This is a genomic window from Phenylobacterium sp. (genome assembly GCF_019636135.1).
GTDB lineage: Bacteria > Pseudomonadota > Alphaproteobacteria > Caulobacterales > Caulobacteraceae > Phenylobacterium.
In genome coordinates this window covers 21,059-43,273 of sequence record NZ_JAHBYD010000006.1, presented here as the reverse complement: position 1 = coordinate 43,273, position 22,215 = coordinate 21,059, and the positions used below count along the sequence as shown (strand labels likewise).

Genomic DNA, 22,215 nt, shown 5'->3' with positions numbered 1-22,215 from the left:
CATGGCGACGGTCGACCACGACCAGGACGATGGGGCGCGCCGGCTCGCGACCGCGTCCGCTTGGCGCGTGGCGCTGGCGGACGGCGACGCCGAGACGTCCGAGGACTTCGAGGCCTGGCTCTCCGCGGACGCACGAAACGCCGACGCCTGGGCGCGGGTGCAGGCCTCGTGGGCGATTTTCGGAGACCATGCGACCGCGCCGGAGATGATGGCCGCCCGCCGTGACGCGCTGGAGCACGCGCGCCGGCGGGGGCAAAGGCGGTTCGCGTGGCCGCGGGGTCGGCTTCAGGCCCTGGCGGCGACGGCTGTGTCGCTGGCGCTCATGATCGCCCTGGCCGGCGCGTACTGGTTCATGACGAAGCCGGACGTCTACCGCACGGCGCTCGGCGAGCGACGGATCGTCGTCCTCGCCGACGGATCGCGGCTGGCGATGGACTCGGCGACGCTCATCGAGGTCCGGTGGCGGCGCGACGCTCGAAAGCTCGACATCCTCCGCGGTCAGGCCAGGTTCGACGTGGCGCGCGACCAGACCCGCCCCTTCTCCGTCCATGCGCGCGACCAGACGGTGATCGCGACGGGCACCAGCTTCAACATCGATCTGCTCGGCCCCAGGGTCCTTGTGACCCTGATCGAAGGCCACGTCGTGGTGGTCGGGGACCAGCCGGGCGGACACCGCCTTCCGGCCGGGCCGAAACCCGCCGGAACCGCAGTCCATCTCGAGCCGGGAGAGCAACTCGTCGCCGGGGCGAGCGGTCCATCGCGCGTCGAGAAGGTCAACCTCGACAAATCCACGGCATGGGAAGCGGGTCAGCTCGTATTCGACAATGAAGCGCTTTCGGCGGTCGCCGCGCGGGTCAGCCACTATACCGACCGGCCGATCGTCGTGGCTGATCCCGTGGCCGCAAATCTGAGGATCAGCGGCGTCTTCAAGTCCGGCGATGCGGCCACCTTCGTCGACACCGTGACCCGCTACCTCCCGGTGGCGGCGTCGGTCGGCGAGGACGGCGCTGTCGAGTTGCGCAGCCGCAACTGACGCAAAAGTTCCGCCGCGGCGGAGGATTTTCGTTTCGGCGTCGTCTTCCTCTCCAACGGTCCCTCGAGCGGGCCTGGGTTTGGGGGGAATGATGACGACCTCATGGATGTCGCGGCGAATCCGCCAGAGCGCCTCGACCGCGACGGGCGCCTTCTGCCTGGCGGTGTTGGCGACGCCAGCGCACGCCCAGTCGCCCGCCCACGATTTCGACATTCCGCGAGAGAGTCTCTCGAAGGCGCTTCGGGACTACGGGCAGGCGTCCGGGCGTCAGCTCATCTTCACCGAGAACCTAGTGGCGCAAAGGACGGCGCCCGCGGTGAAGGGCCGGCTTGCCGCCGACGATGCGCTCCGGCTCCTGCTCAGGGACTCGGGGCTGACCTTCCAGCAGACCCGCGCTGGCGCCGTGATGATCGTGCGGGTCCCAGCCGGCCCGGAGCCGGCGGGGGCCGCCGAACCCCCCGCTGAAGCTTCGGTGGATGTTGGTGAGCTGGTGGTCACCGCCCGCAAGCGCGAGGAGCGACTGCGGGACATTCCGACGGCCGCGACGGCGCTCGGCGCCGAACAGCTACGGGACATCGGGGGCGTCGCCAACACCCAGAGCCTGCTGGCCAATGTCCCGGGCGTGAACTTCGCCAACACCAGCAACGCCGTCACGTCGGAGGTCTCCATCCGGGGCTCCGGCACCAGCCGGGCCACGGCGGCCGAGTCCGGCGTCGGCCTCTACCGCAATGGCGTGTACCTCGGCGGGGGCTACCAGGGTGGCCGCACCTTCGCCAAGTCAGACTTCTTCGATGTCCAGGGCATCGAGGTCCTGCGGGGCGTCCAGGGCGCGCTGAACGGCCGCAATTCCGTTGGCGGCTCCGTGAACATCGTTTCCGCGCGTCCCGCGCATGACCGCGAGACGGGCTTCGTCTCGGCGGAGATCGGGGACCACAAGCGGTGGGAAGGCGCGCTGGTCATCAACCAGCCGCTCACCGACACCCTGGCGCTCAGGGTCGGCGTGAGCGAGATGCGGCAGACCGAGGGCTACTTCTACGCGCCCGCCAGGGGAGAATATTTCGATGCCGAAAGTAGCGACATATATCGCGTCCAGCTCGGCTATGAACGCGGGCCGGCCTCGGCCAACATTCTCGTCGAGCACGGCGCCGACCTGCTTCCAGGGCTGAGGTTTTCCTTCCACAGCCGTCCAGGCCAGAGCCCGATATATCCAAAGGGCGCTTTCGACGACAAGTATGACATCTCATGGAACGCTCCCTTCTCGGCGAAGATGCGGACCAATTACTTCGAATTCGTAGGCGGCTACGATCTCGGGGGCGCGACCGTCACCATGACGAGCTCGTTGCGCGAGCGGCACTCCCAGAACGCGTTCGACGCCGACGCCAAGTCGCCTCAGTTCGCGGCCCAGGCGGTGGCGCAAGGCCTCGCGGCGAGCCTTGCAGCGCAAGGCGACGTCAACCTCGAGGGCCTCGCCCTGGACTTCTCGCGGATCATGTTCAGCGACATCCACATCGCGGGCGCCAAGGCCGGCCGCTGGACATGGCTCGCCGGCGCGGAAATCTACGATCTGAACGACACCGCGAAGATCATCCTCACCAAGACGCCCATGGGGACGACCCAGGCGTCTCTGTCGCGCGGGACCGTGCAGGCCTTCCGCATCGACTTCACGTCATGGGCTGCCTACGCATCTGTCGGATATGATGTCTCCGAGGCGCTGAACCTGATCGCCGAGGGTCGCTACACCCACGACGACAAGGGCATCGATTCCGCCCAATTCGACTTCGGCACCGGTCTTCCGTCCGGGGTCGGCTTCACGTTCAGGGACGGAAAGAAGTCCGGGAACATCTCCTACACCGTCACGGCCTCCTACAAGGTCCGCGATTGGCTGGCCTACGCCAAGGTCGGCACGGCCTACCGCGCGGGCGGCTTCAACCTGGGGCTGGGCGATCCGCGCGCACCCGTGCAGCTTCCGGCGGTCTTCTCCGACGAGGTGACGACCTCCTATGAGATCGGCGCGAAGGGCAATCTTCACCGCCAGGTCTTCATCAACGCCGCCGCCTACTGGGCCGAGGTCGACGATCTCCTCGTCCAGACCAGCAACGGCTGCTTCGTCGGAAGCCCGGTTTGCCCCGTGCAGCAGACGCTCTTCGTCTACAACGCCGGCAAGGCCGAGCTGTCGGGAATCGAGATCGAGGCCACGGGCAGGGCGAACATCGCCGGCGGCGTGGCGCGCCTCACCGCCGGGGTCTCGCGGCAGTGGGGCAAGGTCGTCTCGGGCCCTGACAAGGGGAAGAAGGGGCCCCAGCGGCCCGACTGGACGGCGACCTTCAACCTGAACTACCGGCGGCCGGTTTCCGCCACCCTGACCGGCTTCATCAACCTCAAAGGCGCCCTCCGCAAGGGCGGGGTGCAGGAGATAGCCCAGACGCCTCCCCTGGAGGACTTCGAGATCTATGACCTGCGCACTGGCGTGCGGACGGACAACTGGGAGGCCGCGATCTACGTGAACAACTTCGCCAACGAGAGCTACATCGTGTTCCAGGCCGCGACCTCGCGCCGATGGAACGCGCCGCAGAGCTACGGTGCGCAGGTGACCTACCGATGGTAGCCGCCAACATCGCCAAGCCGCCGCCGAAGCGCGAACAGGGAAAGCAGGCCTTGCCACGGCGCTGGGCCGGATACCTGCTTTCCGCCACGGTCGTGATGAGCGCCGCGCCCCCGGTCCGGGCGGCTGCGCCCCCGCCACCAGCCGCGCCGGCAGAGAACACGGCTGTGAGCCCTTCGCTACGAGAGCTCGCAGTTCTCAGGGCGCGGCCCTTCGAACGCATGGACACCGACGGGAACGGAGAACTCAGCGACGTCGAGTTGCCGCTCCAGCTTATTTCGTCCTTCTCACGGGCGGATGCGAACCATTCCGGCGGCATCGACAGGACGGAATTGGACGCGGAGTTCAAGCGTCTCGAAGCGCGATTGACCCGCGGACCTGCGCTGGATCCCGACAAGCCGCCCAGGACCTGGGCGGAGGTCGACAGGGCGCTGGACCGGCTGGTGGCCCATCACGAGCTGGAGGGCGCCGCCCTGCTGGTGGGGCGAGGCGAGAAGATCATCTTCGAGGGCTATGCGGGCTCATACAATGCGGACTCCCTCGTCAACATGGCCTCGGCCAGCAAATGGCCGGGCGGCGCGGCGATCGCGGCGGCCGTGGCGGAAGGCAAGCTCGACCCCGACGCCCCGCTGTCGAGCTGGCGACCCGGGCTGATCGGCACGCCGAAGGCCAACCTGACCCTCACGCAACTGATGTCGTTCACCGCCGGCGCAGCGGCGATCGGCGATGGCACGCCGGACATCGCCCTCGATCCGCGGATCGACATCCAGGAGGCCGCCGACCGCCTGCTCCAGTTCGACCTCGTGGCGCCGCCGGGCACGGAGTTCGCCTATGGCGGATGGACGCAGCAGGTGGGGGCAGCCTGGGCCGTGGCGGCGACGGGCGAGCCCTTCGTCAAGCTCTGGAACCGCACCGTGGGCGGCCCGGCGCGCATGACCTCGAGCCACTTCGGCCATCCCCAGAAGAGCCGGGACGGTCTGGATTTGCCCAACCCGAACCTGCAGTCGGGACTGTGGACGACGCCGCGCGACTACGCCCGGTTCCTGATGATGATGTCGACGGGGGGCAAGGTCGGCGGCAAGCAGGTCTATCCCGCCGCCGCCATCAAGCTGATCGAAACCGACCATGCCGCCGGCCTGCCGCATCGCTGGCGCAGTGCGGGTGCAGAAGCCGGACGCTCCTACGGCTTTGCGGCCTGGTGCGAGACGACGAGGCCGGACGGGTCGTGCGCGGCCGTCAGTTCCGGCGGCGCATGGGGCACGCTGCCCTGGATCGACCGCGAGAAGGACCTGTGGGGTCTGTTCTTCGTGTTCGATCGCGGACCGCGCCTGCGAGAAGACCTCTCCGTGCTGCGCAAGGCGGCGGAGGCGATCGTCGTCAACAAGGGGGATTGAGGGGCGGCCTCGGCCACGTGGGACCGCCGCTCGCTCGATCCTGGCTCAGCAGCCGAAAAGCAAGCCTGGGTCCCCGCATGCGCGGGGATGACCGGGGTGAGGGCGCGCCGCCGCGGACCTGGGCTCAGGCTTCCAGCCCCCGGAACCACCGCTCCAGCATCGCGGCCTCGCCGGTCAGCCGCGCGGTGCGCTCGGCCGCTTCGTCGTCGACGCCCCACTTCTCTTCCTGGAACGCCTCGTCCAGGCGCGAGAGCTCGAACGCGCCCTCGCCGCTGGTCCAGCCGCGCAGCAGCGCGATCGCCAGCACGGCCGAGCCGAACAACGCCGCGCCGAACGCGAGTCCGGCGAGCTGGAAGTCGTTCAGGCCGAGCGCGATCTCGCGGACGCGCGCCAGGGTTTCGGGCGGCTGGGCCTGGTGCAGGATCCCCTCGCACCGCTCGAACCCGAGCCCGTCCTCGGCCTCGGCCCGCGCCAGGATCGGCCCCCACGCCGCCTCCTGCCGCCGCACCAGCTCCACCGGGCTCTCGGCGAAGTAGCAGAGCAGGTCCGAGCCGGCGTACTGCGCCACCTGGTCGGCCACGCCCTCGCGGGTGGCGCCGATCGTCTCGATGGCGGTGTTGGCGAGCCGCGTGGCGTGCATCGTCGCCATCTCGATGACGTCGGTCTGGGCGGCCCATTCCCCGGCGATCTGCTCGGCCGCCGCGCGGGTGGGGAGCACCAGCCGCTCGGCCTTGGGCGTGCGCAGGCTGCGGCCGTCCAGCAGCACGCCGAACCCGTCGCCGGCCTCGGTGACGGCCACGGCCTTGTAGAACCGCCGCGGCTTCTCGGCCGGCTCGTGGAAGCCCTTGCGCAGATCCAAGCCACTTTCTCCCGACGGAATTCGGCCACGGCGGCGTGCAATGGGCGTAAAACCCATCCGTCGCAAGGGAGGATCGGCTTGGCCGGCAACCCACGTGAGCTCGACGCCGCGATCGCCGTCACCCGCTTCGGCCTGGGCGCCAAGGCCGGCGAGATCGCCGCCGCCTCGGGCGATCCGCGCGGCTGGCTGAAGGCCCAGATCCGCGCCGAAGGCGCCGAGGCCTTCGCGACCGGGGGCGAGACCGCCGCCCAGCGCTTCGCCGAATACCGCGAGTTCCGCCGCGAGCGGCTGATGGCCCGCCGGGCCGGCGCGGCGAAAGGAGGCGACGCCAAGGGCTCCGGCGAGGACCCCGTCGAGACGACCCGCCGGTTCATCCGCCAGGACGCCGGCCAGGACGTGCTCGCCCGCACCCGCCTCGCCGCCACCACCGACGCCGCCTTCCGCGAGCGCTGGGCGCTCTTCTGGGCCAACCACTTCACCGTCTCGGCCATCAAGGCCCAGACCGCGACCCTCGTCGGCCCCTACGAGAACGAGGCCGTCCGCCCGCACGTCTTCGGCCGCTTCGCCGACCTGCTGGGCGCGGTCGAGACCCACCCGGCCATGCTGCTCTACCTCGACCAGGCCCAGTCGATCGGGCCGAACAGCCGCGCCGCCCAGCTCGCCGGCCGCCGCGCCGGACCGCAGGCCGACGGCGCCCCGCCCCGTCCCGCCGGCCTGAACGAGAACCTCGCCCGCGAGATCCTGGAGCTGCACACCGTCGGCGTCGACGGCGGCTACGCCCAGGCCGACGTCACCGAGTTCGCCCGCGCGCTGACCGGCCTCAGCCTCGCCCGCCCGAACGAGCCGCAGGCCGAGCTCGTCGTCTTCCGCCAGCCCGCGCACGAGCCCGGCGCGCGCACGGTGATGGGCAAGCGCTACGCCGCGGGCGGCAAGGAGCAGGCGGGCGCGATCCTCGCCGACCTGGCCGCCGCGCCCCAGACCGCCCGCTTCGTCTGCACGAAGATCGCCCGCCACTTCGTCGCCGACGACCCGCCGCCCGCCCTCGTCGCACGGCTGGAGAAGGCCTGGCTGGCCTCGGGCGGCGACCTCGCCCGCGTGGCGGAAGCCCTGGTCGACGCCCCGGAGGCCTGGGCGCCGCAGCCGGCCAAGTTCAAGACGCCCTACGAGTTCGTCGTCTCCAGCTACCGCGCCACCGGCGGCGCGCCGCAGGGGCCGCGCTTCGGCCCGCAGGTGAACCAGGCGCTGGGCGGCCTGGGCCAGCGCCCGTTCGGCGCGCCCTCGCCCAAGGGCTGGCCCGACGAGGCCGCCCCCTGGGCCGCCTCCGACGCGCTCGTGAAGCGCATGCAGTTCGCGCAGGGGCTCGCCGCCGCCGTCGGGCCGAACGTGCAGGACCCCAATGCGCTGGCCGCCGCCACCCTCGGCGCGCGCCTTTCGCCCGCCGCCGCCACCGCCATCCGCCGCGCCGAGTCGCGGCCCGAGGCGGTGGCCCTCCTCCTCATGACGCCGGAGTTCCAGCGCCGATGACCGCGTTCAGCCTGAACCGCCGCGCCTTCGCCGCCGGCCTCGCGCTCCCCTTCCTGGCCCGCGTCGCCGAGGCCGCCACGCCGGCGAACCGGAAGTTCGTCGTCGTCATCTGCCGCGGCGGGATGGACGGCCTCTCGGTCGCGCCGCCGGTCGGCGATCCCGACTACCGAGCGCTGCGCGGCGCGCTGGCCATGGGCGACGAGGCCCTGAAGCTGGACGGGACCTTCGCGCTGCACCCGCAGCTCACCGCCATCCACGCGCTGGCCAGGGCGGGCCAGGCCCGCATCGCGCCGGCCGTCGCCAGCCCCGATCGCGCCCGCTCGCACTTCGAGGCGCAGGACGTGCTGGAGACCGGCGCCGGCGGCGTCTACACCACCAGCTCGGGCTGGCTGAACCGCACGGTCGGCGCCCTTTCCGCGGCCGGCAAGGTCGAGGCGATCTCGGTGGGCGCCACCGCGCCTCTGATCCTGCGCGGCCCGGCCCAGGCGGGCTCGTGGTCGCCCGGCCGCGCCGTGGACACCGCCGCGCGCCTGCCCACCCTGCTGCAGGACCTCTACCGCGACGACCCCCTGCTGGGCCCCGCCCTGGCGCGCGGCCTCGCCACCGAGACTCTGGCGCAGGAGACCGGCGCCAGCGGCGGCCCGCAGATGGCGGGCATGCGCGCCGCGGCGGCCCCGGGCCGCGAGGCGTCGCGCAGCATGGGCGAGGCGCTGGCCGGCTTCCTGAAGGCGCCCGGCGGCCCGCAACTGGCGGCCGTCTCGGTGGACGGCTTCGACTCCCACGCCAACCAGGCCGGCCTGCTCAACAACCGCCTGGCCGCCCTCGACGCCCTGGTGGACGGCCTGCACACCGGCCTCGGTCCGATGTGGAAGGACACGGTGGTCCTGGCGGTCACCGAGTTCGGCCGCACCGCCCGCGTCAACGGCACCGGCGGCACCGACCATGGCACCGGCTCGACGGCCCTCGTCCTCGGCGGCGCGCTGAAGCCCGGCGGCATCGTCGGCGACTGGCCGACGCTGCGCCAGCAGGCCCTGTTCGAGAACCGCGACGTCTATCCCGCCCTCGACCTGCGCAGCCTGGAGAAGGGCCTGCTGGCCGACCACCTGGGCCTGGACCGCCGCGCCCTCGACACCACCGTCTTCCCCGACAGCGCCGCCGTGCGGCCGCTGCTGGGCCTGGTGTAAGCGGCGCGCTCACTCGCCTTCCGACGCCGAGTGCGCCGCAGGCGCCATTTGAACCACCAAGCCCACCAAGGGCGCCAAGGTCGACGCAGACCCCTTGGTGGGCTTGGTGGGCTTGGTGTCGAATGGACGGCGCTCCGCGCCCCCACGAAGCGGGAGGAAGATCAGGCCGGAACCGCGTCGAAGGCGATCGTCAGGCGGCGTTCGTCGGTCGTGAAGGGCACGGTGCCGTGCCACATGTACGACGGGAACAGCACCAGCCGGCCGGGCTTCGGCCGCACATGGTGCTCGGCGGGCAGCACGGGCACGGTCTTGAAGGGCGGCTGGCCGAAGCGGATCCAGCCCTGCTTCTCGGCGCTGTCGAGCGCGCTGTCCGGCGTCTCCACGTAGAAGGCCGAGCTGAGCCAGCCCTCGGGGTGGAAGTGGTCCATGTGGAAGCCGCCGGGCCGCAGGCGCACCGACCAGGCGCCCTCGATCCGGTAGTCGCCGGTGCGGCGGCGGCGCACCGGGTCGGTCCCCTCGCCCATCCTGGCGATGTGTTGGCGGATCGGCGCGTCGATCGCCTTGAAGAACGCCTGGATCGCCGGCTCGTCCGAGCCCGTCAGGCGATAGGTCGTCTGGCTCCCGTGGCGCAGCGACTGGGCCGACGGGTGCTCGTTGTAGAGGTGGATGCGGTCCAGGGCGGCGGTCAGCTCGGCGAGATAGGCGTCCAGGCTCGCGTAGCCCGCGGGCGGCGCGATGTCGTAGACGCCGACCATGGCGTCGTAGTCGTAGAGCTCGCTGTAGAGCGGGTCGCCCACCGCACGGGCGGCCGTGGCGGCCCAGCCCCACAGCGACTGGTCCTCGGGCGCGATCTCCAGGCCCTTGCGCGCCTTGGCCAGCGCCAGGTCGGGCTTGCCCAGCGCCAGGTAGACGATGGCGAGCTGGTTCAGCACGCCCGGGCCGTCGGGAAACAGCGTCTCGGCGGCGAGCGCGCGGGCCTCGGCCTCGGCGAGGCGGCCGCGTTCCAGGGCCGCCTGGGCGGCGGCCATCTGGATCGCCGGGTCGTCGGGCATCCGGTCGGCGGCCAGCGCCAGCAGGTCCGCGCCCTTCTCCGGCTCGCCCGCCGCCGCGTAGAGCTTGGCCTTGGCGAGCAGCAGCGGCGCGGGCGGGCCGCCCGCATGCGCCGCGCGGTCCAGCACCGCCTGGGCCGACGCCAGGTCGCCACGGCGCATCCAGATCACGTCGGCGTACTCGGCGGCGGTCTCGATGCGGGCCGGCGCCCGCTTCAGCGTCTCCTGGTAGGCCTGTTCCGCCCGGTCGAGGTCGCCCGCCGCCGCCTGGGCGCGCGCCATCACGCCCCAGCTCAGCGCCCCGTCGATCCCGCGCAGGAACGCCTCGCCCATCGCCTTCACGGCCTCGCGGCCGCGGCCGAGGTCGCCCAGGGTGGCGGCGAGGTTGTGCCAGGCCACGCCGCTGTTGGCGAAGCGCGCCACCGCGCGCATGTCGAAGCCCAGCGCTTCCTCGCGCCGGCCGGCGCCCTTGAGCGCCGTCGAATGCATGGCCAGCGCCCGGTGCGGCGCGTCGGCGCGCTCGGCCAGCGGGCCGGTGATCGCCAGCGCCTCGTCCAGCCGTCCGGCGTCGAGGTGGGCCTTGGCCTGGTCCAGCGGATCGGTCGTCAACGTCGCCTCTTGAAGGGTTCGGGGTCGGCCTCGTGCTCGTCGAAGCCGAAGCGTTCGAAGCCGGCGGCCAGCTCGGGGCTGATCGGGGCCTCCAGCATGAGCGTCCCGCGCGACGGATGCGGCAGGACCAGGCGCCGCGCGTGCAGTTGCAGCCTCAGCCCCTCGGACAGCTCCGCCGAGGCCTCGCTGTTGTACTTGGGGTCGCCCAGGATCGGGTGGCCCATGGCCAGCATGTGGGCGCGGAGCTGGTGCGTGCGCCCGGTGTGCGGCCAGAGCGCCATCCAGGCGGCGCGCGGGCCGGCCCGCGCCAGGGTGACGAACTCGGTCTCGGCCTGCTCGGCGCGCTCGTCCTTCGGGTCGGCGGGGACCATCATCTCGCGGTCGCCGACGCCCTTCTTGGCCAGCGGCAGGTCCAGCACGCCGTCGCCCGGCTTCGGGAAGCCCGCGACGATAGCCCAGTAGATCTTCTCCGCGCGGCGCCGCGCGAAGGCGCCGGCCAGCTTCGCCGCCGCGCCCGGCGTCTTGCCCAGCACCAGCACGCCCGAGGTGTCGCGGTCCAGCCGGTGGACCAGCCGCGGCCGCTCCAGCCCCTCGCCCCAGGCCGAGAGCAGCCGGTCGACGTGCTTGCTGGTCTTCGTGCCGCCCTGCACCGCCAGGCCCGAGGGCTTGTTCAGGGCCAGGACCTCCTCGTCCTCGTAGATCACCAGGCTCTTGGCATAGGCGATGTCGCGGGGCGCCAGCCTGCCCTTCTCCTCGGGCCGCGGCGCGTCGGGCAGCGGCGGCACGCGCACCTGCGATCCGGCCGAGAGCCGCGTGTCCGGCCTGGCCCGCGCGCCGTCGACGCGGATCTGGCCCGAGCGGGCCAGCTTCTGGATCTGGATGTGGTTCAGGTGCGGCCAGCGGCGCTTGAACCAGCGGTCCAGGCGCACGCCCTCCTCGCCCTTGTCCACGTAGAGGGTGCGGACCTCCCTCACGCCAGCAGCTTGCGCATGAGCAGGAGGCCGAGGAAAAGCGCGCTCACGGACAAGACCACCGAGCCCAGGCTGTAGACGAAGGCCGAAGCCCACTCCCGCCGCTCGATCATCAGCGCCACCTCCAGCGAGTAGGCGGAGAAGGTGGTGAAGCCGCCGAGCACGCCCACGCCCAGCAACAGCCGCCAGCGCTCCTGGTCCGCGCCGCCGCGCAGGGCGAGCACCCCGGCCAGCACACCCATCGCGAAGCCGCCGAGGACGTTGGCCATCAGAGTTCCGTAAGGCCAGCCGGAGCCGAGCGACCGGAACGCCTGGACGCCCAGGAGATAGCGGAGCGTCGCGCCAAACGCGCCGCCCACTGCCACAAGGAGGAGATTCGACATCCTGCGCTTATGCTCCGGCAAGACTTCGTTTGCCACCTTCGGCGATGGTGACGGCCATGAGCGCCGCCCTCCCCGGCATGACCCTGACGCGCATCGCCGCCGCCGACGCCACGGCGCTGCTCGAACGGCTGTCGGGCTCGGACCGGCTGGAGCGGGGCGCGGTTTTCGTCCTCAGCGTCGAGGCGATCCGCGATCTTTCCGGCGAGCGCTGGGCGCGCAAGCGCGACGACGTCTGGGGCTACCTGGGCCGCAAGCTGAACGAATACCTGAGCTACCAGGACGTCCATCAGCGCATCAACGACACCGACGTGCTGGTCGCCATGACCACCGAGGACGGCATCGCCGCCCAGGCGGTCGGCATGAAGGTGCTGGAGGAGGTGCTGGAGTTCTTCCTGGGCGCGGCCGAGCGCAAGGACATCCGCATCAAGGCCGTCAGCCGCATCGACGGCGAGGAACTGGTCTGCGCCGACCTCGACCCCGAGATCATCGCCGTGGCCCGCGAGAAGGAGGCGGCCCACCCCTACCAGCGCCAGGTCAGCCCCGAGGCCGAGAAGGCGCGCAACCCCGTCAGCTTCGTCGCCCACAACGGCCAGCGCCTGGAAGTCGCCTTCGCCCTGGAGCACATCGTGAACCTGCGCCACGGCGTCACCGCCGTGCTGCGCGTCGAGCCCACCGTCGCCTTCGTCGCCACCGGCGAGACGATCCAGGCCCGGAAGTTCCGCAAGCTCTCCGACGAGGACATGATCGCCATCGACCGGGCGAGCCTGGCCTTCGCCGCGCTCTTCACGCCCAAGGACGCCCGCACCCAGCCGCCGGTGATCGTCCCCTGCTCGTTCCGCACCATGGGCGTGCGCAAGGGCCGCGACCTGCTCCTCAACATCGAGGGCCTGACCCCCGAGCGCGTGCGGCAGGGCGTCATGCTGGAGTTCGTGGACATCGACCGCGGCGCCCCGAACGGCCGCGTCGTCGAGGTGGTCAGCCTCGTGGCGCGCCTGACCCGCGGCGTGGTGGCCCGCCTGCAGCCCGGCGCCAACGCGCTGGAGCCGATCGCCGGGGCGCGATTCAACGGCCTGACGGTGGACTTCGCCGACCTCGGCCTGCCCGACACGCGCCTGGGCGCCGTCCTGCGGGCGATGGCGCACCAGATCCGCGGCAAGGCGCCGGCCCTGATCGCCCAGGGCCTCGCCGAGCGCCTGCACTACGAGATGGCCGACGACGCGGGCTTCACCCACGCCGGCCTGCGCGCCGCCCCCAACACCGTGAGCCAGCGCCAGGTGGCTTAGAGCGGGCGAAGCCCGTCCGATTCGAACCACGAACGAACACGAAGACCCACGAACGCGTCTGTGGGGCTGAAGCGTCCGTTCTGCGAGGCTTCAGGGAGGGCCGCGGATCGCGCCGTTGGCACGGCGCGTTCGTGGGCCTTCGTGTGGGTTCGTGGTTCCGTCCCTTCCCTGAACGTCATGGCCGGGCCTGTCCCAGCTGGATGGCCGGCACAAGGCCGGCCATGACGTTCGGGGGAGAGAGGAGGAGAGCCGCGCCGGTCGCCTAGGTGCGCGGGCCGATGCTCTGGCGGATGCCGCGGGCGTCGTAGGTGTCGGCGCCGCGCGGGCGCTCGCCCCGGCCCATCAGCACCTCGATGGTGCTGGAGACCGCCGGGCCGCCGCCCAGGCTCATGCTGGACGTGCCCACGCCCACGCCGACGCCCGTGTGGCGCCCGATGCTGGCCCCGCCGAAGCCGAAGCTGACCCGCGGGCCGTTGTCGGGCCGGCCCTCCATGAAGCGGTCCGAGACGCGGAACCAGTCGTAGCCCTCGCTCAGCGCCAGGTCGGCGGCGCGCAGCAGCGCATAGTCCGACACCTGCTCGGGCGGCGCGCCCGGCCCGCCGCGGAAGGTGATGCGGTAGCGGCCGGGCTCGATCCGGTACTCGCTGTAGCCGACCGCGTCGCGCGCGCCGGGCGGCGCGGGTCGATAGGTCGTGGGCACGGTCTCGCAGGCGCCCAGCGCGGCGGCGGCGAGGCTGATCAGGACAAGGCGCTTCATGGTCAGGGCGTCCCAAACGGAAATATAAGTCCCTTCCGACGCTTATACGCGACAACGGGCAAGATGGCCCCCCGTTCCGCTCAGCCGAGGTCAAGGGCGGCGGCCAGCGCCGCCATGTCGGCCGGGCGAGGCGCCTCGACGCGCTTGCGCCCCCCCGCCGGATGCGGGAACGTCAGCGCGGCGGCGTGCAGCATCAGCCGCGGCACGGCGTGGCCGCCCACCACCAGCGCGCCGCCGTAGCGCGGATCCCCGGCGATCGGGCGGCCGACGGCGGCCATGTGGACGCGGAGCTGGTGCATGCGCCCCGTCTCCGGATCGAGCTCGACCAGCGCCGCGCCCGGCCCGACGCCCAGCGTCCGGTACCGCGAGGCCGCCGTCTCCGCGTCCGGGTGGCCCGGCTCGCAGACGCGCATGTAGGCCTCGCGCCCCTCCTCCACGCGCCGCAGCGGCAGGTCGATCCGCCCGCCCCTGGGCTCAGGTGCGCCGGGGGTGACGATCGCGTGGTAGGTCTTGGAGAACTTCCGCGCCATCAAGGCCTTGCCGAGGAAACCTGCGGCCGGCCTGGTCTTGGCCGTGAGGATGACGCCCGAGGTGTCGCGGTCCAGCCGGTGGATCAGCCGCGGCCGCGCCTTCCCCGGCCTGGCGAACGCCCAGAGCAGTTCGTCCAGCGTATGGACCTGCCCGCGCCCGCCCTGGCTCGACAGCCCCGCCGGCTTGGCCAGCGCCAGCACCTCGGCGTCCTCGTAGAGCACGAGGCCGCGCACGAACGCGGCCTCCTCGGCGCTGAGCTCTATCGGGACAGGCGGCTTCACAGGCCCTCCTCTAGCGGAGGACGCCCCGCTTCGTCATCGCCCACGAAAGCCAGATGAAGACCCCGCAGATCACGACGATCACGACCGGGAAGACCGGTCCGCCCATCGCCTCGGCGGCGCCGGGCGTGGCCAGGGTGTGCGCGCAGTTGCCGATGGCGCCCAGCATCGAGACGGCGAAGGCGTGGAACGCCCAGCGCGAGCGCAGCAGCAGGAGCACCGCCCCCAGCGCCGAACCCCAGACCCCGACCGCCCAGACCCCGTGCATCCAGGCCGGATAGGTCGCCATGAACGCGATCTGGGCGTCGGTCATGCCCGACGCGCGGTAGTACGCCTCGCCCTGCACGTGGCTCATGGTGTAGTCGAACGCGCCGAAGCCGTTCCACAGCAGCCCCACCGCCGCCACGAGCCAGAACCACCACGGCGCCTTCACGGCCGCCGCCGTCTCGACCGTCGTCATCGTCGTCCCTCACCGAGGATGTCTCCGGGCGAGCCTAGGCCGCGGCGGCCCGGCGAACAACGTCCGACGAAATCAACCGTCCTTGCCGCGGCGCAGCGCCGCCCAGCGTTCGAGCCGCTCCTTGACCCGCGCCTCGTTCCCCTCGCCGCGGGGCTTGTAGAACTGGCGGCGCGGCATCTCGTCGGGGAAGTAGTCCTGGCCGGAGAAGCCCTCGGGCGCGTCGTGGTCGTACTGATAGCCCTTGCCGTAGCCCAGGTCCTTCATGAGCTTCGTCGGCGCGTTGCGGATGTGGGCCGGCGGCATCAGCGAGCCGGTCTCCTTCGCCGCCTTCATCGCGGCGCTGTAGGCCATGTAGACCGCGTTGGACTTCGGCGCGCACGCCAGGTGGACGGTGAGCTGCGCGAGCGCGATCTCGCCCTCGGGGCTGCCCAGGAAGTCGTAGGTGTCCTTGGCGGCGTTGGCGAGGATGAGCGCCGTCGGGTCGGCCTCGCCGATGTCCTCCGCCGCCGCGCGGATCAGGCGGCGCGCCACGAACAGCGGGTCCTCGCCGCCGGCCAGCATGCGCGCCAGCCAGTAGAGCGCCGCGTCCGGGTCCGAGCCGCGGATCGACTTATGCAGCGCCGAGATGAGGTTGTAGTGCTCCTCGCGGTCCTTGTCGTAGGCGGGGCTGCGCTTCTGCAGGATCTGGCCCAGCGCCTTGGTGTCCAGCGGCTTCGCCGAGCCGATGTTGAACAGCGTCTCGGCCAGGGTCAGCAGGTAGCGCCCGTCGCCGTCGGCCATGGCCATCAGCGCGGCCCGCGCCTCCGGCTCCAGCGGCAGCGCCCGGCCCTCATGCGCCTCGGCCTTGCCGAGCAGCGCCTCCAGCGCCTCGCCGTCCAGGCGCTTCAGCACATAGACCTGGCTGCGCGACAGCAGCGCCCCGTTCAGCTCGAAGCTCGGGTTCTCGGTCGTGGCGCCGACGAGGGTGACGATCCCCTCCTCGACGAACGGCAGGAAGCCGTCCTGCTGGGCGCGGTTGAAGCGGTGGATCTCGTCCACGAACAGCAGCGTCGCCTGGCCGGCCGAACGGCGCACGCGCGCCTGCTCGAACGCCTTCTTCAGGTCGGCCACGCCGGAGAACACCGCCGAAAGCTGCTGGAACTCGTAGCCGGCCTCCTTGGCCAGCAGGCGCGCGATGGTGGTCTTGCCGGTGCCGGGCGGCCCCCAGAGGATCATCGACGACAGCCTGCGCGCCTCGGCCATCCGCCGGATCGGCCCCTCCGGGCCCAGCAGGTGGTCCTGGCCCACCACCTCGTCGAGCTTCTGCGGCCGCAGGCGGTCGGCCAGCGGCGACGGCTGCGACGGGGTCAGGCCCGCGGCTTCGAAGAGGTCGGCCATGCCGCGGGCTTACCAGATGCCGCTCAGCTCCGGAACGTGCCCGTGATCGTCTGCCCGTTCCGCTCCAGCGTGATGCGCCAGACGGGCGAGGCCTGCGACAGCGCCGCGGCGAGGTCCCGCACCGCGCCGATCTTCTGGCCGTTCACCTCGCGCACGATGTCGCCGGGCCTGAGGCCCGCGCCGCGGGCCAGGCCGCCGCCGATCCCCGTGACCAGCACGCCCGGGCCGGTGAAGGCGTCGATGCCGAGCTCGGTGGCCACGGCGGGGCTCAGGTTCACCACCGTGGCGCTGTCGAACGGGTTGCGGCCGCTCAGGGTGCGCTCGTCGCGGGCGGGCGTGGCCGGCGGCGGCTCGGCGCGCAGGGTCAGGGTCTCGTCCTTGCCGTTGGCGCGGCGGACCAGCAGCGGGATGGAGTCGCCCGGCTTGTGGGTGTTGATCAGGTAGCTCAGCGCCGGCGCGTCGACGATCCGCTGGCCGTCGGCCTGCAGCACCACGTCGCCCTGGCGCAGGCCCGCGCGCGACGCCGCGCCGCCGGGCCAGAGGTCGGCCACCATCGCGCCCTGCGGCAGGGCCAGGCCCAGGCTCCGGGCCATCTCGGAGTTCACGCTCTGGGTCCGCGCGCCGAACCAGGGCCGCACCACCCGCTGGCCGCCGCCGACTGCGGTGTCGACCACGCGCCGCACCACCGCCGCCGGGATCGCGAAGCCCACGCCCGACGAGGTGCCGGAGCGCGAGAGGATGAAGCTGTTCACCCCGATCAGCTCGCCGTCCATGTCGACCAGCGCGCCGCCGGAGTTGCCCGGGTTGATGGCCGCGTCGGTCTGGATGTAGGCGCTGCCGGCCTCGCCGGACGGGTCGGTGGTGCGGTTGAGCGCCGAGACGATGCCGTTCGTGACGGTCTGGCCGACGCCGAAGGGGTCGCCGATGGCCAGTACCAGGTCGCCCACCTGGGTGTCGGCAGTCTCGTTCAGTTGCAGGGTCGGCAGGCGCTCGGTCCCCACGTCGATCTTCAGGATCGCCAGGTCGGTGCGCGGGTCGGCCAGCAGCACGCGGGCGGGGAACTCGCGGCGGTCGTTCAGCGCGACGGTGATCTCCTGCCCGCCCTCGACCACGTGGTTGTTGGTGACGACGATGCCGTCGGGCCGCACGATCACGCCCGAGCCCAGCGACTGGGCCACCCGGTTCTGCGGCACGCCCAGGCCGAAGAGCTGCCAGAACGGGTCGGTCTGCTGGCGCACCATCCGCTTGGCCGAGATGTTCACCACCGCGGGCGCCGTGCGCCGCACGATCGGCGCGAACGACGACTTCATGGCCACCGCGCTTTCCGGCGGGACACGGCCGTCGAACGGCTGGGCGTGGCCGGCCGAGGCGAGCAGCGAAAGCGCGAGAGCGGGGATCAGCAGGCGTGACGCGGGCAAGAGAGTCTGTCTCCGACGAGGACGGCTGAAGCTAAGGACGTTTCCGGCGCAATGATGGCGGACCCGATGCGGTTCGTCAGGTGGCTTCTGGCGCGCGGCGGACGGCCGGTCCCCTACTCCGCCGGCTGGGGGGCCGACGCCGGCGCGCGGGCGGCGGCGAAGGCCAGGGAGAGCGCGGCGACCAGCAGGCCCGAGGCCAGGTAGATCGGCAGGCCCGGCGGGTGGCCGCCCCGGAGCGCCCGGGCGAAGGCCTCGCCGAACAGCGCCGGGCCGAGGATCGAGCCGATGCCCATCAGGCTCTGGTTCGCGCCCTGGAGCTGGCCCTGCTCGTGCGGCTGCACGCGGCGCGTCATCAACCCCTGCAGCCCCGGCATGATGAAGCCCGACAGCGCGAAGACCGGCGCGCCCAGCAGGTAGAGCCAGCCGGTGTCGGCCCAGCCGTACCAGGCGAAGCCGAACGCCGTCGCCGCGAGCCCGAGCAGCAGCGTCCGCCGCTCGCCGATCCGCGCGACGGTCGGACCCACCAGGAACATCGAGACGATCACCCCCAGCACGCCCGTCAGCAGGAAGGTCAGGCCCAGCGTGCGCGAGTCCCAGTGGTAGCGGTAGGTCGTGTAGAGCACGAAGACGGTGGGCAGCACCGTGTGGGCGAACTGGAAGAGGAAGCCCACGCCCGCCAGCGGCAGCAGCCCCATCCGCGAGCGCAGCAGGCGCAGCGAGCCCACCGGGTTGGCCCGGCCCCAGTCGAACGACGTCGCGCGCTTCTCGGGCGGCAGCGATTCCGGCAGCACGAAGAAGCCGTAGAGCCAGTTGACCGCCGTCAGGCCGGCCGCCGCCAGGAAGGGCACGCGCAGGTCGCCCTGCCCCAGGAAGCCGCCGATGGTCGGTCCCATGATGAAGCCGAACGAGAAGGCCGAGCCCATCCAGCCGAACACCTTGGCGCGCCGCTCGGGCGGGGTGACGTCGGCGAGGTAGGCGCTGGCGGTCGAGAAGCTGGCCGCCGTCGCGCCGTTCAGGATGCGCCCCAGCAGGAGCCACCAGAGCGTCGGCGCAAACGCCATGAACAGGAAGTCGAGCGCCAGGCCGAACAGCGACAGCAAAAGCACCGGCCGCCGCCCGATCCGGTCGGACAGCATGCCCAGCAACGGGCCGCAGAAGAACTGCATGATCCCCCAGGTGACGGCGAACACCACCGTCCACTCCGAGGCTGCGGCGGTGTCGCCGCCCGCCAGCTCGCGCACGAGCTGCGGCAGGATCGGGATCATGATCCCGAACGACACCGCGTTCATCAGCGCGAGCGCGAAGATGAAGCCGAAGCCGGCCTGCCGGCCTCCGGAGGGCGTCGTGGACGGTGTGGCGGCGTCGGTCATGCCGGGGCTCCGGTCGAACGGGGCGCACGGACCATGACCGTGATCGCGATGCAGACGGCGATGGCGTGCAGGCCCGCCGCCAGGAAGAAGGCCGAGCCCGGGACCTGCGGGTGACCGGGCGTGACGTACCAGGCGTAGGTGAAGCCGAACAGCGTGGGCGCGACGATCCCGGCCAGCCCCGCGGCGCTGGCGTTCGCGCCCTGCAGGCGGCCCTGCTCGGACGCGGCCACGCGACGGGTGACGAGGCCCTGGAAGCCGGGGCCGAAGAGGCCGATCAGCCCGAACACGGGCGTCCCCGCCAGGAACAGCCAGCCGGTCGGCGCCATGCCGTAGATCGCGAAGCCCAGGCCGCCGAAGGCCAGGCCCGCGAGCACCGCGCCCCACTCGCCGATCTTCGCCACCACCGGCTTCACCAGCACCCCCTGCACGACGACGTTGCAGATCCCCGTCAGCGCCAGGGCGTAGCCGGTCATGTCCGGCGTCCAGCCGTAGCGGTTGGAAGCGTAGAGCACGAAGATCGTCGGCAGCACATAGTGCGCCGTCTGCAGCAGCAGGTTCATCATCGAGAGCGGCAGCACCTCGCGATGCCGCGCCAGGAAGGTCAGCGAGCCGACGGGGTTGGCCTTCCTCCAGTCGAAGGCGGCCCGGTTCTCGGGCTTGAGCGACTCGGGCAGCACGAAGAAACCGTAGACCACGCCCAGCAGGGTCAGCGCGCCGGCGCCGACGAAGGGCGCGCGCAGGCCCCAGTTGTGCGCCAGGAAGCCGCCGATGGCCGGCCCCACGATGAAGCCGACGCCCCAGGCCGCGCCGATCAGCCCGAAGGTCTGCGCGCGCTTCTCGGGCGGCGTCACGTCGGCGATGTAGGCGTTGGCCGCGCCCATGCCGCCCGCCGTCAGCCCCGCGACGATCCGGGTGACCACCAGCCACCAGAGGTTCGGCGCGACCACCATGACGAGGTAGTCCAGCGCCAGGCCGAACAGCGAGATCAGCAGCACGGGCCGCCGCCCGAACCGGTCGGACAGCGCGCCCAGCACCGGCGCGGCGATGAACTGCGACGCCGCCCAGAGCGTGGAAAGGACGCCGTTCCAGCGCGCCGCGGCGCTGGGGTCGCCGCCCTCGAACTGCTGCACCAGCGGCGCGTAGACCGGGATGATCACGCCCAGCGACAGCACGTCGAGCCAGACGCTGACCAGCACGAAGCCGACGGCCGCGCGCCCGCCCACGAGCGAGCGGCGACCGCGCTCACCCGCGCCTGCCGGACGACCTTCGGACATCATCTCTCCCCTCGGCGCGCAGGATGAAACAAAGCAAGAACTGGCGCAACTGCGTTATCTGGTCGCGCGCCCGCCCAGCGACCGGATCTGCGCCTGCCAGTATTCGGCCAGCCGGGCCAGCAGGACGGCGTCGGGGAAGCGGTGCCGCGCGGCGCTGTCCGCCGGGACCTGGTCGAAACCGCGATGCTCGATGCTGACGCGGGTCTCCTCGCCGACCGCCTCGAAGCGCACCTCGACCTCGGTGTGAAGATCGGGCGGGAAGTTCGCCTGCCGCCAGGAGAAAACCAGTCGATCCGGTGGCTCCCAGGCGCGGACGCGGCCGATCTCGAACACCTTGCCGCCGGCCCGCGTCTCGATGAGCCGGCCCTCCGGCCCCGGCTCGAACGAGAGCGTTCCCGGCCGCGGCGTCGTCTCGAACAGCGGGCTCGCCTGCCACCACTGGCCGATCTCCCCGGTGAAGGCGGCGAACGCCCGCTCGGGCGTCGCCTTCACGCGGAGCGCGACGTAGACCTTCGAGGTCATTCCCCGCGCACGCCTTCGGCGCCCTTCTCGAGATGGGCCTTGAACGCCAGGAGCTGGGCGCTCCAGAGCCGCTCGCTCTCCTCCAGCCAGCGCAGCAGGTGGACCATCGGTTCGGGCCTCAGGGCATAGATGCGCACGCGCGCGTCGAACTCGGGATGCGATTCCTCCACGAGCCCGCTGGCGCGCAGGGTCTTCAGGTGGCGGCTCATGGCCGGGGCCGACATGCCGGTCTCGCGCGCCAGTTCGCCCGCCGCACGCGGCCGCTCCGCCAAGAGGTCGACCACGCGCCGCCGGGTCGGATCGGCCAGGGCCGCCAGGGTGTCGTCGATCCGGCGGGCCGGCGCGCTCACACCCACCCCGTGATCTTCAGGCCGCTGGCGTCCTCGGCCTCCTCGCGGCTGACCTCCCGCACGGTCTGGCCGACCGTCCAGATGTGCCCCTCGGGATCGCGGCAGCGATAGGTGCGGTCGCCGTAGAACTGCGTCTCGGGCTCCATCAGGATCTCGAAGCCCGCCGCCCGCGCGCGCTCGCAGTGGCCGTCGATGTCGGCGTCGACGCCGATATGCACGGTCTGGGTGTTCTTGCCGCCGACCGAAGCCGGGCTCTTGTGGTCGTCGCTCCACTCGTGGCCGATCATCACCGCGCCGGCGCCGTATCGCATCTCGGAGTGGACGAGGTTCCCCTCGGCGTCCTCGATCAGCATGAAGAGCTCGAAGCCGAAGGCCGCCTCCAGGAACCTCAGGGCCGCCTTGGGATCGCGATAGCAGATCGCCGGGATCAGGGGTCCGCGCCAATCGGCCATGGCTCAGGCCCCTTCCAGCGAGGTGCGGATCTTCAGACCCGACGCCTGCTCCATCTCCGCGCCCGAGACCACGCGCACCGCCTGGCTGAAGTTCCAGATGTGCCCCTCGGGGTCCATCGCGCGGTAGGTGCGGTCGCCGTAGAACTGGTCCTCCGGCTCGGCGGTGATCCGCGCGCCCGCCGCCCGCGCCCGCTCGCAGTGGGCATCGAGCCCGTCGGGCAGCGCGATGCGCAGGAACTGCGTCCCCGCTCCGCCCAGGCTCGCCGGCGACTTCATCGACGCGCCGCCCAGTTGCGGCCCGGCCCACTCGCCGCCCACGCTGATCGCCGAGTTCAGGAACGCCATCTCGGAATGGCCGACATTGCCCTCCGCGTCGGTCAGCAGCACCGTCAGCTCGAACCCGAACGCCTGCTCCAGCCACTTCAGGGCGGCGATGGGGTCCTTGTAGAAGACACACGGCACGACGGCGGGGCGTTCGCTCATGGCGATCTCCTTGCGTTCAACGCCAATATTTAACTCATACCGCAACTATATG

The 22,215-nt window shown here is 71.9% G+C and carries 21 protein-coding genes; 6 read left to right on the top strand and 15 right to left on the bottom strand.

From position 1 onward, the window contains the following. The first annotated feature begins 1 nt into the window (after nt 1). From KF737_RS05850 to KF737_RS05840, 3 genes are all read left to right on the top strand, one after another. On the top strand, nt 2-1,033 hold the full coding sequence (locus KF737_RS05850) for a FecR domain-containing protein (RefSeq protein ID WP_296451418.1): 1,032 nt from the start codon (nt 2-4) through the stop codon (nt 1,031-1,033). A 106-nt stretch (nt 1,034-1,139) separates the two neighbouring features. Next, nucleotides 1,140-3,638 carry a TonB-dependent receptor gene (locus tag KF737_RS05845; RefSeq protein ID WP_296451415.1) on the top strand — a complete coding sequence of 833 codons (2,499 nt, stop codon included), beginning with the start codon at nt 1,140-1,142 and terminating at the stop codon, nt 3,636-3,638. Continuing rightward, nucleotides 3,632-5,029, top strand: coding sequence for a serine hydrolase (locus tag KF737_RS05840; protein ID WP_296451413.1), 1,398 nt, complete (start codon nt 3,632-3,634; stop codon nt 5,027-5,029). Before KF737_RS05845 ends, KF737_RS05840 begins: the two co-directional genes overlap by 7 nt. Before the next feature lie 124 nt (nt 5,030-5,153). Here the strand turns inward: KF737_RS05840 and KF737_RS05835 are convergent, their stop codons facing one another. After that, on the bottom strand, nt 5,154-5,888 hold the full coding sequence (locus KF737_RS05835; RefSeq protein WP_367273213.1) for an ATP12 family chaperone protein: 735 nt from the start codon (nt 5,886-5,888) through the stop codon (nt 5,154-5,156). A gap of 78 nt (nt 5,889-5,966) precedes the next feature. On the opposite strand from KF737_RS05835, the gene KF737_RS05830 reads away from it, so the two are divergent. Both KF737_RS05830 and KF737_RS05825 read left to right on the top strand, forming a co-directional pair. Next, a complete protein-coding gene (locus KF737_RS05830; protein WP_296451410.1) occupies nt 5,967-7,412 on the top strand; it encodes a DUF1800 domain-containing protein in 1,446 nt (481 codons plus the stop codon). Beyond that, nucleotides 7,409-8,596 carry a DUF1501 domain-containing protein gene (locus KF737_RS05825; RefSeq protein ID WP_296451406.1) on the top strand — a complete coding sequence of 396 codons (1,188 nt, stop codon included), beginning with the start codon at nt 7,409-7,411 and terminating at the stop codon, nt 8,594-8,596. Before KF737_RS05830 ends, KF737_RS05825 begins: the two co-directional genes overlap by 4 nt. 161 nt (nt 8,597-8,757) lie before the next feature. On the opposite strand, the gene KF737_RS05820 is transcribed toward KF737_RS05825, so the two are convergent. From KF737_RS05820 to crcB, 3 genes are read right to left on the bottom strand one after another with little or no spacing between them, the layout of a single operon-like run. Continuing rightward, nucleotides 8,758-10,254: a putative 2OG-Fe(II) oxygenase gene (locus KF737_RS05820; protein ID WP_296451403.1), complete on the bottom strand. Its 1,497-nt coding sequence runs from the start codon at nt 10,252-10,254 to the stop codon at nt 8,758-8,760. Then, nucleotides 10,251-11,228, bottom strand: a complete 978-nt coding sequence (locus KF737_RS05815; protein ID WP_296451400.1) for an RluA family pseudouridine synthase — start codon at nt 11,226-11,228, stop codon at nt 10,251-10,253. Before KF737_RS05815 ends, KF737_RS05820 begins: the two co-directional genes overlap by 4 nt. Then, nucleotides 11,225-11,608 carry a fluoride efflux transporter CrcB gene (crcB, locus tag KF737_RS05810; RefSeq protein ID WP_296451395.1) on the bottom strand — a complete coding sequence of 128 codons (384 nt, stop codon included), beginning with the start codon at nt 11,606-11,608 and terminating at the stop codon, nt 11,225-11,227. The genes KF737_RS05815 and crcB overlap by 4 nt, the downstream gene beginning before the upstream one ends. A gap of 56 nt (nt 11,609-11,664) precedes the next feature. Between crcB and KF737_RS05805 the strand changes: the two genes are divergently transcribed. After that, a complete protein-coding gene (locus KF737_RS05805) occupies nt 11,665-12,891 on the top strand; it encodes a hypothetical protein (protein ID WP_296451390.1) in 1,227 nt (408 codons plus the stop codon). Nucleotides 12,892-13,153: 262 nt separating this feature from the next. Here the strand turns inward: KF737_RS05805 and KF737_RS05800 are convergent, their stop codons facing one another. The 11 genes from KF737_RS05800 to KF737_RS05750 form a co-directional block, all read right to left on the bottom strand. Continuing rightward, nucleotides 13,154-13,648, bottom strand: a complete 495-nt coding sequence (locus KF737_RS05800; protein WP_296451387.1) for a hypothetical protein — start codon at nt 13,646-13,648, stop codon at nt 13,154-13,156. Between the two features lie 80 nt (nt 13,649-13,728). Continuing rightward, nucleotides 13,729-14,460 carry an RluA family pseudouridine synthase gene (locus tag KF737_RS05795; RefSeq protein ID WP_296451384.1) on the bottom strand — a complete coding sequence of 244 codons (732 nt, stop codon included), beginning with the start codon at nt 14,458-14,460 and terminating at the stop codon, nt 13,729-13,731. A gap of 10 nt (nt 14,461-14,470) precedes the next feature. Continuing rightward, complete coding sequence (locus KF737_RS05790; RefSeq protein ID WP_296451381.1) at nt 14,471-14,917, bottom strand: hypothetical protein; 447 nt, start codon at nt 14,915-14,917, stop codon at nt 14,471-14,473. A 72-nt stretch (nt 14,918-14,989) separates the two neighbouring features. Continuing rightward, nucleotides 14,990-16,294, bottom strand: a complete 1,305-nt coding sequence (locus KF737_RS05785; RefSeq protein ID WP_296451376.1) for a replication-associated recombination protein A — start codon at nt 16,292-16,294, stop codon at nt 14,990-14,992. 23 nt (nt 16,295-16,317) lie between these two features. Further along, nucleotides 16,318-17,712, bottom strand: coding sequence for a trypsin-like peptidase domain-containing protein (locus tag KF737_RS05780; RefSeq protein ID WP_296451373.1), 1,395 nt, complete (start codon nt 17,710-17,712; stop codon nt 16,318-16,320). Nucleotides 17,713-17,825: 113 nt separating this feature from the next. Continuing rightward, the gene (locus KF737_RS05775) at nt 17,826-19,082 is read right to left on the bottom strand and encodes a TCR/Tet family MFS transporter (RefSeq protein WP_296451370.1); all 1,257 of its coding nucleotides are present in this window, start codon (nt 19,080-19,082) and stop codon (nt 17,826-17,828) included. After that, the gene (locus KF737_RS05770; protein WP_296451367.1) at nt 19,079-20,356 is read right to left on the bottom strand and encodes a TCR/Tet family MFS transporter; all 1,278 of its coding nucleotides are present in this window, start codon (nt 20,354-20,356) and stop codon (nt 19,079-19,081) included. The genes KF737_RS05775 and KF737_RS05770 overlap by 4 nt, the downstream gene beginning before the upstream one ends. Nucleotides 20,357-20,410: 54 nt before the next feature. Further along, complete coding sequence (locus tag KF737_RS05765) at nt 20,411-20,878, bottom strand: SRPBCC domain-containing protein (RefSeq protein WP_296451363.1); 468 nt, start codon at nt 20,876-20,878, stop codon at nt 20,411-20,413. Beyond that, nucleotides 20,875-21,228, bottom strand: a complete 354-nt coding sequence (locus KF737_RS05760; protein ID WP_296451360.1) for a helix-turn-helix transcriptional regulator — start codon at nt 21,226-21,228, stop codon at nt 20,875-20,877. The genes KF737_RS05765 and KF737_RS05760 overlap by 4 nt, the downstream gene beginning before the upstream one ends. After that, on the bottom strand, nt 21,225-21,680 hold the full coding sequence (locus KF737_RS05755) for a VOC family protein (RefSeq protein ID WP_296451358.1): 456 nt from the start codon (nt 21,678-21,680) through the stop codon (nt 21,225-21,227). The genes KF737_RS05760 and KF737_RS05755 overlap by 4 nt, the downstream gene beginning before the upstream one ends. 3 nt (nt 21,681-21,683) lie before the next feature. Beyond that, a complete protein-coding gene (locus KF737_RS05750; RefSeq protein ID WP_296451355.1) occupies nt 21,684-22,163 on the bottom strand; it encodes a VOC family protein in 480 nt (159 codons plus the stop codon). Between the last annotated feature and the right edge of the window lie 52 nt (nt 22,164-22,215).